Source organism: Rhodococcus tukisamuensis NBRC 100609, from assembly GCF_001894985.1.
In the GTDB taxonomy this organism is placed as follows: domain Bacteria; phylum Actinomycetota; class Actinomycetes; order Mycobacteriales; family Mycobacteriaceae; genus Rhodococcus_G; species Rhodococcus_G tukisamuensis.
The window spans coordinates 85776-100708 of record NZ_BCXG01000016.1 but is presented as its reverse complement, the minus strand read 5'-3'; the positions used below and the strand labels follow the sequence as shown (position 1 = coordinate 100708).

Below are 14933 nucleotides of genomic sequence, written 5' to 3'. Positions count from 1 at the left end.
CTTCGCTCTGGGCGGCAACTCGCTGATGGCCACCCGGGTCGCCGTGCGTCTGGGCGTCGAACTCGGCCTGGCGATTCCGGTGTTGTGGTTGTTCACCAACTCGTCGGTCGACTCGTTGGCCGGTCGGATCGACTCGGCTCGTTCCGGTCTGGAGAACCTCAGCGAAGACGCCGTCTTCGATGTCCTGATCCCGTTGCGGGAGGGTGGGACGAAGCCCCCGGTGTTCTGCGTCCATCCGGTGCTCGGAGTGTCGTGGGCCTTCGCGGGGCTGGGGCAGTTCGTCAACCGAGAGCGGGGGATCTACGGACTTCAGTCGCCTGCGTTGTCGGGCGCCGAGGTGCCGTCGACGATCGAGGCGTGGGCCCGGCTGTACGTCGAGAAGATTCGGGCCGTGCAACCGGAAGGCCCGTACCACCTGGTCGGCTGGTCGCTCGGCGGCGTGATTGCGCACGCGATGGCGGCGCAGTTGCAGGCGATGGGCCAAGAGGTCGCACTGGTTGGGCTGATGGACAGCTACGCGTACCAGGTGACCGACGGTTCGCTCCCGGAGCGTGCGATGACCGCTGGCGACCTGCTTGGCGGACTCTTGCCGGCGCTGGTTTCCGACAACGGCGCTGCGGCCGGACTGTCGCTGGATTCGCTTGCCGCAGAGGAGCTGTCCGACGACCTGTTGGAAGGCATCATGGCGCACCTGCCCGCTCCGTTCAATGCGATGGGCGCTGATCGGATCGCGGCGGCCATTGCGGCAGTGGGTGAGGCCGGCGCGATGACCGATGGTCACGTGCCGTCCAAGTTCAAGGGTGACGTCTTCTACTTCGCCGCCCTCGCGGACGACCCCAGTGGCAACGCCGGTGCCGACACCTGGCAGGACTTCGTGGACGGCCGGGTCATCACCCACGGCATCGAGGAAACGCACTGGGGGATGGCCTCGTCGGCCGCTCTCGCCCGGATCGGGGAGGTGCTGAACGAGGCGTGGACCGTCGAAGAAGCCGGGGTTGACAAGTAGGTTCCCTGTTCGAAACGTGAAAATAATTGTGGGACAAGACAAATTCCGAGAAAGGTAGATCAATGAGCAATCCATTCGATGACGAGGACGGCCAGTTCCTGGTTCTGGTGAACAGCGAGGGGCAGCATTCGCTGTGGCCCATGTTTGCGCAGGTCCCGGCGGGCTGGGCCGAGGTGCACGGACCTACCTCGCGCCCGGACTGCGTCGCCTACGTCGAGGCCAACTGGACCGACATGCGGCCCAAGAGCCTGATCGAGGCGATGGCCGCAGACGTCACGGAATAGTCCTGGACGCACCTCTCGGCCCCGGAATCGCTGTTCCGGGGCCGAGTCGAGGAGATGTAACGCAACCGGCAGGCAACAGGGTCGAGAACGGCGACCGCAGCGATGTTCCTGCCGGCGCGTCACATCGAGGTGATGGGCGCGAAGATGGTGCCTCGGGAGAGGGCGCCTGACCGGTGGGCGGCCTCGAGGGCTACGCCTACCGGCTCGTCACCGACGCCGAGTTTGCCACCGCAGCAACACGGTTCCCTGACAGCACGCCTTTTCTCAGTCCCAGATTCCGGTCTGCTCGAGGTGCGCGAGCAGCCGCTTGGCGCCGTCGGTGAAGTGCCGACGGGTCTCGCGTCCCGCCTCGTCGGCGTCACCGGACGCCATCGCCGCGATCAGCCGGTCGTGGCTGGCGGTCGCGGACTCGCCCCACTCCCTGTCGCCGGAGTAGAAATGCACGGGCGTGTAGCGGATGGCGTTGAACAGGAACCACGACAGCTTGGTGGCGCCGGCGAGGCGGTTGACCTCCCGGTGGAAGCCGAACTCGAGGTCCTCGATCCGGGTGGCGTCGCCCGCCACGACGGCCGCGGCGAGGTCGGTGTTGATCGCGCGCAGTTCGTCGAGCGTATCCGGGGTCACCGCGGCGGTGGCACGGACCGCGAGCTGCTCGGCGATCTGACCCTGCAGCCAGAACACGTCGTTGATGTCGCCGCGGGTCAACGGCGCCACCACGTACCCGCGATGCGGAACCAGCTCGACGAGACCCTCGCCGCGCAGGGTCAGCAGGGCCTCCCGCACCGGGGTCACGCTGACCCCGAGCTCGGCGGCGGTCTCGTCGAGCCGGATGAACTCTCCCGGCCGCGCACCCCCGGACATGATCAGTCCACGCACGTGCGCCGCGACGTCGTCGGACAGCTGCGGCCTGCGGCGAAGCGCGGGACCGGCAGGGTTACGAGACGTGGCGGACGAGGTCATCGAGGCTCCTTCGGGCAGAACGTCAGCATAGACACTCAGCGCGCGGTCACAGCCCGTACGTCTTGCCGATGATGTCGCGCTGGATCTCGCTGGTCCCGCCGAAAATGGTCGACACCAGCGTCGCCCGCACATGGCGTTCCATGTCGAACTCGGTCGCGTATCCGTACCCGCCCATCATCTGCATGCCCTCGAGCGCCACCCGCTTGGCGGTCTCGGTGGCCTTCAGCTTGGCCATCGAGGCCTCACGGGCCAGCATCTTGTCCGGGTTGGCATCGGCCTCCCGCGCCACCGAGTAGACCAGCAGTCGGGTGCATTCGATCTCGGTGGCCAGGTCGGCCATCCGGTGCCGCAGGGACTGGAAGCTGCCGATCGGCCGGCCGAACTGCTTGCGCGTGGTGATGAACTCGAGGGTGTCGGCGAACGCGCGCTCGGCCGTGCCGAGGATCATCGCCGCGAGGATCAGCCGCTCGAAGTTCAGCCCGGTCATCAGCTGACGCCAGCCGTTGCCGACCTCGCCGACCGCCGCGTCCGCCGGCAGCAGGCAGTCCGTGAAGTAGAGGTCGTTGGTCTCCTTCTGCCCGCCCATCAGCTCGATCGGGTTGATCTTCAGTCCGGGGGTGTCGGCAGGCACGTGGAACATGGTCAGGCCCTCGTGCTTGCTCTCGCCGCGTCCGGTGCGGGCGACGAGCAGGATGTTCTCGGAGATGTGCGCGTTCGAGCACCACGTCTTCTGGCCGTTGACCAGCCAGCCGTCGTCGACCCGCTCGGCCTTGGTGCTGAGGTTGGCGACGTCGGAGCCGGCCTCCGGCTCGGACATCGAGATCGACTGCGACACACCGCGGACGATGCCGCGCAGCACGTTCTCCTTCTGTGCCTCGGTGCCGAACCTGGCGTAGGCACCGCCGGTGATCAGGGTCGGTCCGATCGCGCCGATCGGCGCCATCCCGAGATGCGACTGCTCGAGCAGGATGCACATGTCGACCATCGTGGCGTCGGAACCGCCGTACTCCTCGGGAACGGTCAGGCCGAGCCAGCCCAGGTCGGCCATCTTCTCGTAGAGCGCCTGGTTGTGGTTGTGCCGGCCATGCCCGGTCAGCTGGTCGCGCTTCTCGCGGGTGCCGGCCTCCCGCTTGCAGAAATCGGCCACTGCCTGGGCGAATGCCTTCTGCTCGGTGCTGAACTCGACGCTCATCTTCGAATCTCCCTCATCGTGGTGGGGACTGTTCACACGCGTTGCCGGGTCCTTGTCCGACCGGACGGGTCCGCCTAATGTGATGCACACGACAGTACTTCACATCAAATATATTTGATGTGATCTGCGTCGGAATCGCGGCGACTGCGCCAAGGTTCATGCGACGGATCTGCCACGCCAACGGAGGGAAGCAGCCATGCCCCAGCAGGTCGACCAGGAACCGAGCGGCGTCACGGGCGACGAGGTTGGCGCGACCGCGGTGTTCGCGTCCCGAGATCCGCGGAACGCGGCCGTGCTCGCCGAGTACCGGGTCGACGGCGTCGCCGAGGTGAACCGGGCGGTCGAGCGGGCGCGGGGCGCCGCGCAGTGGTGGGAGGGGCTCGGCTTCGACGGCCGCAAGCGCTGGCTGCTGAGCTGGAAGAGTGCCATCGCCGCCGACGCCCAGTCGCTGGCCGAGGTGATCGCCGCCGAGACCGGAAAGCCCGCCGGCGACGCGCTGCTCGAGGTGATGCTCGCCGTCGAACACCTGGACTGGGCGGCCCGCAACGCCGGCAAGGTGCTGGGCCGGAGGAAGGTGCCGTCCGGCCTGGTGAGTGCGAACCAGGAGGCCACCGTCCGGTACCAGCCGCTCGGCGTGGTCGGGGTGATCGGTCCGTGGAACTATCCGCTGTACACGCCGATGGGTTCGATCTCCTACGCGCTCGCGGCCGGCAACGCGGTGGTGTTCAAGCCGAGCGAGCTGACGCCGGGGGTGGCGGTGTGGATCGCCGAGAAGTGGAACTCGCTGGTGCCGAACCAGCCGGTGCTGCAGGTGGTCACCGGCTTCGGCGACACCGGCACCGCCCTGGTCCGTTCCGGCGTCGACAAGATCGCGTTCACCGGTTCCACCCCGACGGCGAAGAAGGTGATGGCCACTTGCGCCGAGACGCTGACCCCGCTGGTCGCGGAGTGCGGCGGCAAGGACGCGATGCTGGTGTGCGCCGACGCCGACCTCGACCAGGCGGCCGACTTCGCGGTCTTCGGGGCGTTCGGCAACGCCGGCCAGACCTGCGTCGGTGTCGAGCGAATCTACGTGGCAGACAAGGTGTTCGACAACTTCGTGCAGAAGGTCGTGGCCAAGACCCGACGGCTGCGTCCGGGCGGCGGGGCAGACGCGTCGTACGGCCCGATGACCATGGAGCGGCAGACCGAGGTGGTGCGTGGGCAGATCGCCGACGCGCTCGGCCACGGCGCCACCGCGGCGCTCGGCGGCCCGGACTCGATCCGAGAGCCGTACATCGAGCCGGTCGTCCTCACCGACGTGCCCGAGGACAGCAGCGCGACGTGCGAGGAGACCTTCGGCCCCACCGTGGTGATCAACCGGATGGCCGACCTCGACGACGGGGTCGCCAAGGCCAATGCCGTCGGCTACGGGTTGGGCGCCTCGATCTTCACCCGCGACCAGCGTCGGGCGCTCGACGCCGCGGAGCGCCTGCGCTCCGGCGTGGTGACCGTCAACTCCGTGCTCGGCTTCGCGGCCGTGCCTGCTCTGCCCTTCGGCGGGGTGGGGGAGTCCGGCTTCGGGCGGATCCACGGCGCCGACGGACTGCGCGAGTTCAGCCGTGCGAAGTCGGTGACCCGGCAGAAGTACCGGGCGCCGATGAACCTGCTGACCATGGAACGCAAGGCCCGTGACATGAAGATCGCGGCCTGGTTGCTCAAGACCCGGCATGGACGAGGCTGAGGAGCGCACCATGCTACTGGTGAAGGACACCGACTCGGCGCCCCGCGGCCGCCGCGGCTGGCTCCGCCGGATCGAGCAACTGGATCCGGAGGCGGACTGCCAGGAGATCCACCGGATCACCGCCGGCTACGAATTCCCTTGGGACTACCAGCGTTCGCTCGAGCTTGCGCTCTTTCGTACCTACTGCGTCCCGACCATCTCGGGGCTGCTCCGCGAGACCGGCGAGTTCGAGAAGCGGCCGCAGAAGCGCTACGACGACACCGCACTGTTGATGGCGGAGCTGCTCGAGCACGGCTACGACTCGCCCCGCGGTCGCGAGTCGCTGCGCACCGTCAACCGCATGCACGGCAAGTACGACATCGACAACGCGGACATGCTGTACGTGCTGTGCACGTTCATCTACGACCCGCTGGACTGGATCGACCGGTACGGCTGGCGGCCGTTGCACCCGCACGAACGGCTCGCCTGCTTCCACTTCTACCGGCAGGTGGGCATCCGGATGGGGATCCGGGAGATCCCGGAGGATTTCCAGGTTCTGCACCGGTTCAAGATGGACTTCGAGCGCGAGCACTTCCACTACACCGACGACAATCATGCGATCGGCGTGTACACCCGAGACCTGTTCTGTGCGTGGTTCCCCCGCCCGCTGCGGCCCGCGGTGAAGGTGGGCGTCAATGCAATGCTCGACCCGATGATGCTTTCCGCCTTCGGTTTCCGGGCCGCACCTGCCTGGGTGACGTCGGTGGGGCAGGGCGCGCTGCGCGGGCGGGCCCGGCTGGTGCGACGGCTGCCGCCGCGCCGTAGGTCGAAAGCCGCCCGCGATCCCCGTAACCGCACCTACCCGGGCTACCCGGTCGGCTACCGGCCCGGCGACCTGGGCGCGGACCGGGACAGTGGATGCCCCCGGCGCTGAACCGACATGTCAAACATCACGTAATCCGCAAGCTGGGAACTTTGCTGTATCCCGCCGGTTATTGTCTCCCGAAACGCCTGAACTGGAACGATGGGGGATCACGATGGCCGAATCAGGGCAGGGGCAGTCGGGTGGCAATCTCGGAATGTCGGAGCGGGTCCGCCGCGCGACACCGCTCGAGGTCGAGGGCTGGGACGACCTGATCGGGGCGAACCCCGACGGCGGCGACGTGTGGCGAAGTTACGATTTCGCGGAGCACAAGCGGGAGCATGTGCGCTACAGCAGCGTGTACCTCATGGTCGACGGCGTCGCCGTCACCGTCCACGAGAAGCGGGTTCCGCTGCTCGGCAAGCTCTGGTATCTGCCGGCGGGGCCGCCGGCCGCCAATGCGGAGGAGCTGCTCCGAGCGCTTCGGGCGATCGCGGACTTCGCACGCGGGCAGGGCGTGTTCATGATCAGAGTCGAGCCCACGCTGGTGGCCGGCGAGGAGACCACGCGGACGCTGACCGAGGCGGGGCTGCGACGGGTACCTCACGAGATGCTCCCCAACAACTACACCATCGTGGTCGACATCGAGGGTGAACCGGAGCAGGTGATGGCGCGCTTCAGTACCCGTGCCCGCCGCTGGATCAAGCGCGCCGCCCGCGACGGCGTCACGGTCGAGCGGGTCCCGGCAACGGACGAGAACTGCACCCTCATGTACGACCTGCTCTCGAAGACGGCGGACGGACGCTTCGGGGTCCGGAGCTTTCCGTACATGTCCGCGATCTGGAAACGCTACGACGCCTCCGGCAGCGGCCAGCTCTTCGTCGCGCGGTTCGAGGGCGAGGTGGTCGCCGGTGCATTCGCGATGAAGCTCGGGACCCACAGCCTGTACAAGGACGGTGCGTCCGTGCGCAAGAGCGCCGAGTCGTCGAAGGAGAACGGTCTCGGCGCCCACGGTGTGGGCCACGCCGTGCAGTGGGAGATCATCCGTTGGGCCAAGGAACACGGCTGCGTGCGTTACGACATGTGCGGCACCACGCCCGCCGCGTCGGCCGACGACCCCACCCACGAGTACCGGGGTATCACCGAGTTCAAGCAGAGTTTCAACAAGGAGATCACCGACCACGTCGGTGCCTACGACCTTCCGCTTGTCGACTGGAAGCACGACGTCTGGCGGTCATGGCTCGAGCGGGAGATGAACCGCTTTTCGCTGGTTGTCCGCCGCGACTTCTACTACTGAGTCCCAGTCTCGCCAGTCAGGCCGCAGGTGTGATACTCGGCCCGATATTTGGGAGTGCAAGCATTCAGTTGACCCAGCACGACGCGTAGCTCCTGCACGTCCTCGGTTGGCTTCGCCGTCGACCGGTCAGCCGAGCAGCACCGCGAGCATCACGGCCTGCATCTGCCCGCGGGTCCGTGCGTCGACGTCGAAACGCATCAGCCGGCCGACGTCGAGTGCCTGGCCGAGTGCCGCATGCACCACGAACCGGGCCTCGACAGGGGACAGTTCGGGGCGGACCGCGCCGAGCAGGTGGACCCATTCCTCGACGTGCAGTCGCTGCACGTTGCGCAGATTCGTCCGCTCGGCACTGGGCAGGTTGCCGATCTCGGCGAAGTACACCGAGAGCACCTCCGGGCGGGCGAACGCCAGGTCGATGTAGGCGGCGGAGAGTCGGCGCAGCGCCTCCTCCGGATCGGCGGAGGCGCCGAGAGCATCGTCCGTCGCCACGGCCAGCCGGTCGGCCGCACGGTGGAAACCGGCCGCGAGCAGGTCTGCCTTGCTCGGGAAGTGCCGGTAGACGCTCGACGCGTTGATCCCGGCGGCGGCGCCGATCTCCTCGATGCTCGACTCGTGGTAACCCTGCGCGTGGAAGATCTTCATCGCCTCGCCGAGCAGGAGTTCGCGCTTGGAGGTCACCGCGAGCCCCCGGGCGGCCGGGTCCTCGATGGTGGATTCGGCAGGCGGGGCCGCCGCGAGGTCGCAGCGCAGCACGCCCCACGCCGTCGCGAGCAGCAGCTTCTCGATCCGACGGTTCGCCAGTGCGCTGCGGTGGGCGGTGATGCTGCCGACGACGCTCAGGGCGGCGGCGGCCAGGATCGTGGCGTCGCGTCGGCCCAGGTCCGGGCGGAGTCTGCCGAGCGGCTTCGCGAGACGCTCGTTCAGCGCGCGGAAGTCCGCGCGCATCAGCTCCCGGTCGGCCGGCTGCAGGTACCGGCCCTCCCAGCGGTAGAGGCCGCCGGTCCGGCGGTGCTCGACGGTGGTCGCGATCAGGGCACGCAGGACCCGGTCCAGCTGGTCCTCGGGACTTGCATCCGGGGCGGCCGCGGCATCCGCGGCCGCCCGCAACGAGCCCACCGTGCTCAGTGCCGCCTGCAGCAGCAGCGCGTACTTGTTGGGAAAGTGGCGATAGAGCGCGGGTCCGGAAATACCCAGGGCGGCGGCAATCTCGTCGACGCCGACCGCGTGGTAACCGCGTTCGCTGAAGGCCTGGGCGGCCGTCAGGGCGATCTGCGCCTTGCGGTCCTTCGGTCGCCGCCGCACCGGTGCGTCGGTCGGAACCGGCCGGCTCCGGGTTGTCTGGGCCATGGCCGTCTCCTGACTTCGATGCCGCAAACCATATCCGAGTGTCCGCGGCGCTCCGGACGAATGCGAATCGGGCCGTCGGCAGGTGCGGTCATTTGTCTGTGTCGGCGAGTACACGCAAACTGTTGATCTGCAACAGTGTTCGCTCTTGGGCACCCGGCGGATCCGGTCTGCAAGTTAACAGTAATTCACCCGCACTGCGCGCGGTCCCGGCGGTGTGGGCGGATCGCTGCCGGGCCGTGCGGTCGGTTTCCTGGGTGGATCCGGCGTGCGCTGCCCGGGCGCCCGCGTGCGTCCAGTATTGCCGGGCGGACCGGGCGGCATCAATTCGGTCAGCGGTGCAACGGAATTCGTCGCCGCCCGCTCGGTCGCGAGGCCGGAATCCGCCGGAGTAACCGGGCTGCTCGGGGGCTCGCCGATGTTCCAGGTGTCGGACGGGATCAGATGCGAATAACTGTTAACAAAATTGGCCCCCGCGTCGCCTTCGGAATTGCCATACTGGGCGCGCCCCACGAGGTGCGCCCGCCGTGCCGACCACATCATCGTGACAGGGAAGGACCTACAGGATGTCATCTAGCGACAATCTTCTCGCGCAACCGCTCCGGGCCCGTCGGAACAATTGGAACAACCAGGTCGCGACCCATGCCCTCATGCGACCGGAGGAGGTCGCACTCCGGTTTCAGGGGGCGAGTACCACCTGGTCCGGGCTGCACGCGAGGTCGGAGGCCTTCGCCGACGCGCTGGCCCGGCGGGGTGTCGGGTTCGGGGACCGGGTGCTGCTGGTCATGCTCAACCGCCCGGAGTTCCTGGAGGCGGTGCTCGCGGTCAACGCGCTCGGTGCGATCGCGGTGCCCGTGAACTTCCGTCTGACGCCGCCGGAGATGGCCTTCATCGTCGGTGACAGCGGCGCCACCGCGGTGGTCACCGACGTCCCGCTGGCCCCGCTGGTTTCCGCGGTGCGTCAGCAGGTGCCGGAGCTGGCCACCTGCGTGGTGGTCGGGCAACCGGGGGACGGCGGCACGCTCGGCTACGAGGACCTGCTCGCCGAGCCGGGTGAGGCGCACCGTCCGGTGGACCTGCCGGACGACCTCGCGGCGCTGATCATGTACACCTCCGGTACCACCGGCAGGCCCAAGGGGGCGGTGCTCTCGCATGCGAACCTGCAGGCGCAGGCGTTGACCTGCATCCGGGCCCTGCGCATGGATCGCGGCGACGACGTCGGGTTCTGTGCGTCGCCGATGTTCCACATCGCCGCCCTCGGCAGCATGGCGCCGTCGATCGTGCTTGGTGTCTGCACGGTCATCCACCCGCTCGGCGCATTCAACCCGGTCGAACTGCTCGACGTGTGGGAGGCCGAGCGCGTCACCACCGCGTTCCTGGTCCCCGTCCAGTGGCAGGCAGTCTGCGCGGAACCGACCGTGCGTCAGCGGGATCTCGCCCTCCGGGTGATCAGTTGGGGCGCCGCTCCCGCCTCCGACGTGGTGCTGCGCGCGATGTCGGAGACCTTTCCCGACGCGATGAACGTGGCGGTGTTCGGGCAGACGGAGATGTCGCCGATCACCTGTGTGCTCGACGGCGAGGATGCGCTGCGCAAGCTGGGCTCGGTCGGCAAGGTGATCCCGACGATCCAGGCGCGGGTCGTCGACGACGAGATGAACGACGTCCCGGTCGGGCAGGTCGGTGAGATCGTCTACCGGGGCCCGACGATGATGCGTGGGTACTGGGGTAACGACGCGGCCACCGCCGATGCCTTCGCCGGCGGGTGGTTCCACTCCGGCGACCTGGTCCGCCAGGACGAGGAGGGTTTCGTCTTCGTCGTCGACCGGAAGAAGGACATGATCATCTCGGGCGGTGAGAACATCTACTGCGCCGAGGTGGAGAACGTGCTCTTCGGTCACCCGAAGGTGTTGGAGGCGGCGGTGATCGGACGGCCGGATCCGAAGTGGGGTGAGGTCCCGGTGGCCGTCGTGGCGCTGCGCGAGGGGGACCTCACCCTCGACGAACTCGTGGCGTTCCTCGAGGACCGGCTCGCCCGGTACAAGCATCCCAAGGAACTGGTGATCGTGGACGCGCTGCCGCGCAATGCCAGCGGCAAGGTGGTCAAGGGGGAGCTGCGCAAGAACCGGGGTGCACTCGCGGCCAACGCGAGCTGACGCGACGTGGTTGCCCGATCGTGATGCCGGCCGGGTCGCACCCGCGGCTCGGCCGGCGGCATCGGCGGTGAGTCACGATGAGAATAGCGGTTCACATAACTGTTGATCCGTGACACCCGTTGTGACACGCTTCACCGACAGGGGAGGGGTGGGAGATGCGAAGGGGATCGCGGAGATGACCTACGAACTGCCCACGGCCAAGGGGCCCGCGCGCGACGTCGCGACCCAGGGGGGCTACCTGATCGGGTTCTCGGTCCAGGCCCTGGTCGCGCTGCTCCGCGCGCTGCTGCGACGCCGACTCTCGTTGAGCGAGACGGTGACCCAGGTCCTGTTCATCGGCCGGGTCAGCACCGGTCCGTCCCTGTTGCTGATGATCCCGATCGGGGTGTTCATCGCGGTCTCGGTGGGCGAGCTCGCCGGCCGCATCGGGGCCGGTGGGTATTCGGGGGCGGTGGTCGCGTTCATCGTCGTCGGGCAGGCCGCCGCGCTGGTCTGTGCGCTGATGATGGCCGGTGTGGCCGGTTCGGCGATCTGCACCGACCTGGGGTCGAGGAAGATCCGCGAGGAGGTGGACGCACTCGAGGTGATGGGCATCGACGTCGTCGAGCGCCTGGTGGCCCCGAGACTGGTCGCCGCCGTGGTGGTCTCGCTGGCGCTGTGCTCGATGGTGACCTTCGGCGGCGTCCTGGCCTGCTACCTCTATCACATCTACGTCCAACATCTTCCGGCCGGAACGTTCATGGCCACGTTCAGTCAGTACGGCAGGACGTCGGACTTCGTCATGGCCCTCGTGAAGGCCGCGGTCTTCGGTCTCACCTCCACGCTGGTGGCCACCTTCAAGGGCCTGCACACCAAGGGCGGCCCGCGGGGCGTCGCGGACTCGGTCAACGAGGCGGTGGTGATCGCCTTCGCGCTGGTGTTCGTCGTCAACGCCGCGCTCTCCGCGCTGTACACGGTCATCGTGCCGGCCGTGGGGTCGTACTGATGGCGGTGGTCGACGCCGTACACCGGCTGCAGCGCGCCGCGCGCCCGGTCCGGTCGGCCTACGGCGGCCTGGTGGACGTCGGCCGCCACGTCACCTTCTTCTACCGGACGCTGGCGTCCGTCCCCTTCGCCCTGCTCAAGTACCGCAAGCACGTGCTCGCACAGATCAGCGAGATCAGCTTCGGGACCAACTCGCTGCTCTCGGGCGGCGGCACCATCGGCATCGTGTTCGCGATGTCACTGGCCGCGGCGATGATGCTCGGCGTCGAGACCCAGCGCGGCCTGGAACTGGTCGGTATGACCACCATGTCCGGCATGCTGTCGGCGATCGCGAACACCCGCGAGCTCGCCCCCGTCGTCGTCGCAATCGCGCTGGCCGCCAAGGTCGGCACCGGATTCACCGCCCAGATCGGCGCCATGCGGATCTCGGACGAGATCGACGCGCTCGATGCGATGGCAATCCGGTCCATTCCGTTCCTGGCCGGCACCCGCGTCCTCGCGGCCATGGTGTGCGTGCTGCCCATCTTCATGATCGGTCTGCTTGCCAGCTACCTGTCGACGCGGCTGGTGATCGTGTTCTTCGGTGGCGCCTCGGCGGGCACCTACGACTACTTCTTCCACCTGGCACTCGCCCCGCAGGACCTGCTGTACTCCGCGCTCAAGGCCGTCGTCTTCGCGGCGGTGGTGTCCCTCGTGCACTGCTCCTACGGCTACTTCGCCGCCGGTGGGCCCGCCGGGGTGGGCCAGGCCGCCGGCCGGGCGCTGCGGACGGCGATCCTGGCGATCGGTGTGCTGGACGTGCTGATGACCTTTGCGTTGTGGGGCCTGGTCCCGCAGATCCCGGGAACGGGATTCTGATGGACCAGTTCACCGGGCGCAGTCGGGCCGCCCTCGCGCTGCGGGGGGTGCTCGCGGCGATCGCCGTCACGGCGATCGCCGCGGCGATGGTGATGCGCGGATCGGGTTCGCTGCACCGCGACCCCGAGGTCTTCGTGGCCATTCCGGCGACCGCCGGACTGATCAGCGGTGAGGCGCCCGTGCGCTACTCCGGCGTCAACGTCGGACGGATCTCCGGAATCGACTCGGGTAGCACGTCGTCCACGGTGCGCCTGCAGATCGACTCGGATTCGATCTCGCTGATCCCCGCCACGGTGCTGGCCCGGGTGGTTCCGCGAACGTTCTTCGGGGACATCTACATCCAGCTCGTCGACGACCCGACCGCGACCGGCTCGTCGAGCCTGTCGGACGGTGCCGAGATCGGGGTGGACACCGGCCCCGAGGCGGTGGCGCTCTACGGCGTCTACACCAAGGTCATCGACGTGCTCGACCACATGCAGCCACAGAAGATGCAGACCGCGCTCACCGAGCTCGGCAAGGCCCTCGACGGGCGCGGCGAGACGATCGGCCGGATCGTCGACCGGCTCGACTCCGCGTCCCGGACCCTGATGCCGGCGGCGCAGCGGCTTCTCGACGCCACACCGGAGTTCAGGTCGGTGATGCAGGCTCTCGAGGCCGCCACCCCCGATGTGATCGCGACGCTCTCCGCGGCGACCTCGGTGTCGCAGAACCTGGTCACCCACCGCGACGGCGTGGCGGCCACGTTCGGGTCCGCCGCCGGGTTCGCCTCTGTGGCAACCGCGTTCGTCGGTGAGCAGCGTGAGCGGATCACCACCGTGCTGAACTCGACGGGAACGATCCTGGCGACAACCGCGGCCAACCCCGCGGGGCTGGTAGATACGTTGGCCAAGGCGAACTCGTTCGGGGCGGCCGGCGCCCGGGTGTTCTCCACGGGGAAGTTCGACATCACCACGGTCGCGACCTTCTCCGACCCGCTGCCCTACGACGCGTCGGACTGCCCGCGGTACGGCGCCGAGACCAGCACGGGGTGCGTGGGCAGCGCGGCGGCGCCCGCCGCACCGGGCCCGAGCGACGTGGTCGACGGGGTACGGGAGGCGTCGGTGCTCGAGTACCTGCAGGACCAGGTGCTCGGTGCGACGGCGGAGCCGGACGCGGCCCCGAACCCGGCCACCGTCGTCATGCTCGGTCCGCTGGTACGCGGGAACGAGGTGACGGTCCGGTGAAGCTCGGGTGGGTACCGATCGTGAAGGCGGTGGGGTTCTGCGCGGTGGGCGGGGTCTGTGCCGTGCTCGTCGCGAACACGCTGTCGGTCCCGGTGCGCGGCGACACGGAGAGGTACACGGTGGAGTTCACCGACGTCGAGGGTCTGGGCCCCGGCAACGCGGTGACACTGGCCGGCGTCCGCGTCGGCCGGGTCGACTCCATCGCGTTCGCCGACGCGGGCGGCGGTACCAGCAAGGCGGTGGTCGACATCGAGGTCGAGTCCGGCTACGCGCTCTCGCGCGGGCTGACCGCCGCGGTCCGGTACGGCGACATGCTCGGCGCGCGGTACATCGCGCTCACGCCCCCGCTCGGCGGCGCCAACGACAACGCGGCCGGCGACCCGGCACGGACGCTGCGGCCGGGGGAGGTCGTCCCGCTCACCCGGACCACGCCCCCGGTGGACCTGACCGCGCTCATGAACGGCTTCAGGCCACTCTTCGACGCACTGGACCCGGACCAGGTCAACGCACTCACCCGGACTTTCGTCCTGACCTTCGACGGTCAGGGCGAGGCCGTCGCGACCCTCCTGACCCAGATCGGAGCGGTGAGTTCGAGCCTGGACGACCGGAAGGACGTGATGGCGCAGCTCGTCACCAACCTGGGGTCGCTGCTCGGCTCCGTCGACGCCCGGCAGCCTCAGCTCGAGGAGCTGATGGCCGGCCTGAGCGGGCTCAGCACCTCGATCGTCGGGAGCAACGACCAGTTCGTCGCGCTGCTGGGCGACGGCAACCAGGCCCTGGCGTCGCTGGCGGCGGCGATGGCCCGGTCCAACGGGGCATTCGGCCGGTCGGTGAGCGACCTGAAGTCGGTGACCGACAGCTGGATCGCCAGCACCGACGAGTTCAACGCCTTCGTCGCCAAGATGCCGGACTTTGCCAACTCGATCAACCGGATCGGCAGCTACGGCGGATTCGTCAATCTCTACCTCTGCAACTTCACCCTGAAAGCGGGCGATCTGGAAGCGAACATCTTCGGCCCCACGCATTCTCCGGTGTGCTCGTGAGGTGCCGGGTGGGTCGGGTCGCGGG

General features: G+C 68.5%; 13 protein-coding genes. 10 read left to right on the top strand and 3 right to left on the bottom strand.

Annotated elements, in window-relative coordinates:
• Both RT2_RS16940 and RT2_RS16935 read left to right on the top strand, forming a co-directional pair.
• The coding region (locus RT2_RS16940) for a thioesterase domain-containing protein (RefSeq protein ID WP_255312548.1) at positions 1-1006 on the top strand (1006 nt) is incomplete at its 5' end.
• Positions 1007-1068: 62 nt separating this feature from the next.
• On the top strand, positions 1069-1290 hold the full coding sequence (locus RT2_RS16935; protein WP_072845963.1) for an MbtH family protein: 222 nt from the start codon (positions 1069-1071) through the stop codon (positions 1288-1290).
• 264 nt (positions 1291-1554) lie between these two features.
• Here the strand turns inward: RT2_RS16935 and RT2_RS16930 are convergent, their stop codons facing one another.
• Both RT2_RS16930 and RT2_RS16925 read right to left on the bottom strand, forming a co-directional pair.
• Entirely contained in the window at positions 1555-2250 is a 696-nt protein-coding gene (locus tag RT2_RS16930) for a GntR family transcriptional regulator (protein WP_072845962.1), read from the bottom strand.
• 46 nt (positions 2251-2296) lie between these two features.
• Positions 2297-3442 carry an acyl-CoA dehydrogenase family protein gene (locus RT2_RS16925; RefSeq protein ID WP_072845961.1) on the bottom strand — a complete coding sequence of 382 codons (1146 nt, stop codon included), beginning with the start codon at positions 3440-3442 and terminating at the stop codon, positions 2297-2299.
• Positions 3443-3638: 196 nt separating this feature from the next.
• Here RT2_RS16925 and RT2_RS16920 point away from each other — a divergent pair, with 196 nt between their 5' ends.
• The 3 genes from RT2_RS16920 (at position 3639) to RT2_RS16910 (ending at position 7303) form a co-directional block, all read left to right on the top strand.
• The gene (locus RT2_RS16920) at positions 3639-5165 is read left to right on the top strand and encodes an aldehyde dehydrogenase family protein (protein WP_072845960.1); all 1527 of its coding nucleotides are present in this window, start codon (positions 3639-3641) and stop codon (positions 5163-5165) included.
• 10 nt (positions 5166-5175) lie between these two features.
• Complete coding sequence (locus RT2_RS16915) at positions 5176-6078, top strand: oxygenase MpaB family protein (protein ID WP_072845970.1); 903 nt, start codon at positions 5176-5178, stop codon at positions 6076-6078.
• A 103-nt stretch (positions 6079-6181) separates the two neighbouring features.
• Positions 6182-7303, top strand: coding sequence for a lipid II:glycine glycyltransferase FemX (locus tag RT2_RS16910; protein WP_072845959.1), 1122 nt, complete (start codon positions 6182-6184; stop codon positions 7301-7303).
• Between the two features lie 126 nt (positions 7304-7429).
• On the opposite strand, the gene RT2_RS16905 is transcribed toward RT2_RS16910, so the two are convergent.
• The gene (locus RT2_RS16905) at positions 7430-8650 is read right to left on the bottom strand and encodes a TetR/AcrR family transcriptional regulator (protein WP_072845958.1); all 1221 of its coding nucleotides are present in this window, start codon (positions 8648-8650) and stop codon (positions 7430-7432) included.
• A 563-nt stretch (positions 8651-9213) separates the two neighbouring features.
• Between RT2_RS16905 and fadD5 the strand changes: the two genes are divergently transcribed.
• From fadD5 to RT2_RS16880, 5 genes are all read left to right on the top strand, one after another.
• Entirely contained in the window at positions 9214-10800 is a 1587-nt protein-coding gene (fadD5, locus tag RT2_RS16900; protein ID WP_072845957.1) for a fatty-acid--CoA ligase FadD5, read from the top strand.
• A gap of 175 nt (positions 10801-10975) precedes the next feature.
• Entirely contained in the window at positions 10976-11785 is an 810-nt protein-coding gene (locus RT2_RS16895) for an ABC transporter permease (protein ID WP_072845969.1), read from the top strand.
• Positions 11785-12642: an MlaE family ABC transporter permease gene (locus RT2_RS16890; protein ID WP_072845956.1), complete on the top strand. Its 858-nt coding sequence runs from the start codon at positions 11785-11787 to the stop codon at positions 12640-12642. Before RT2_RS16895 ends, RT2_RS16890 begins: the two co-directional genes overlap by 1 nt.
• Positions 12642-13865 carry an MCE family protein gene (locus RT2_RS16885; RefSeq protein ID WP_072845955.1) on the top strand — a complete coding sequence of 408 codons (1224 nt, stop codon included), beginning with the start codon at positions 12642-12644 and terminating at the stop codon, positions 13863-13865. The genes RT2_RS16890 and RT2_RS16885 overlap by 1 nt, the downstream gene beginning before the upstream one ends.
• Positions 13862-14908 carry an MCE family protein gene (locus RT2_RS16880; protein WP_072845954.1) on the top strand — a complete coding sequence of 349 codons (1047 nt, stop codon included), beginning with the start codon at positions 13862-13864 and terminating at the stop codon, positions 14906-14908. The genes RT2_RS16885 and RT2_RS16880 overlap by 4 nt, the downstream gene beginning before the upstream one ends.
• Positions 14909-14933: the final 25 nt, after the last annotated feature.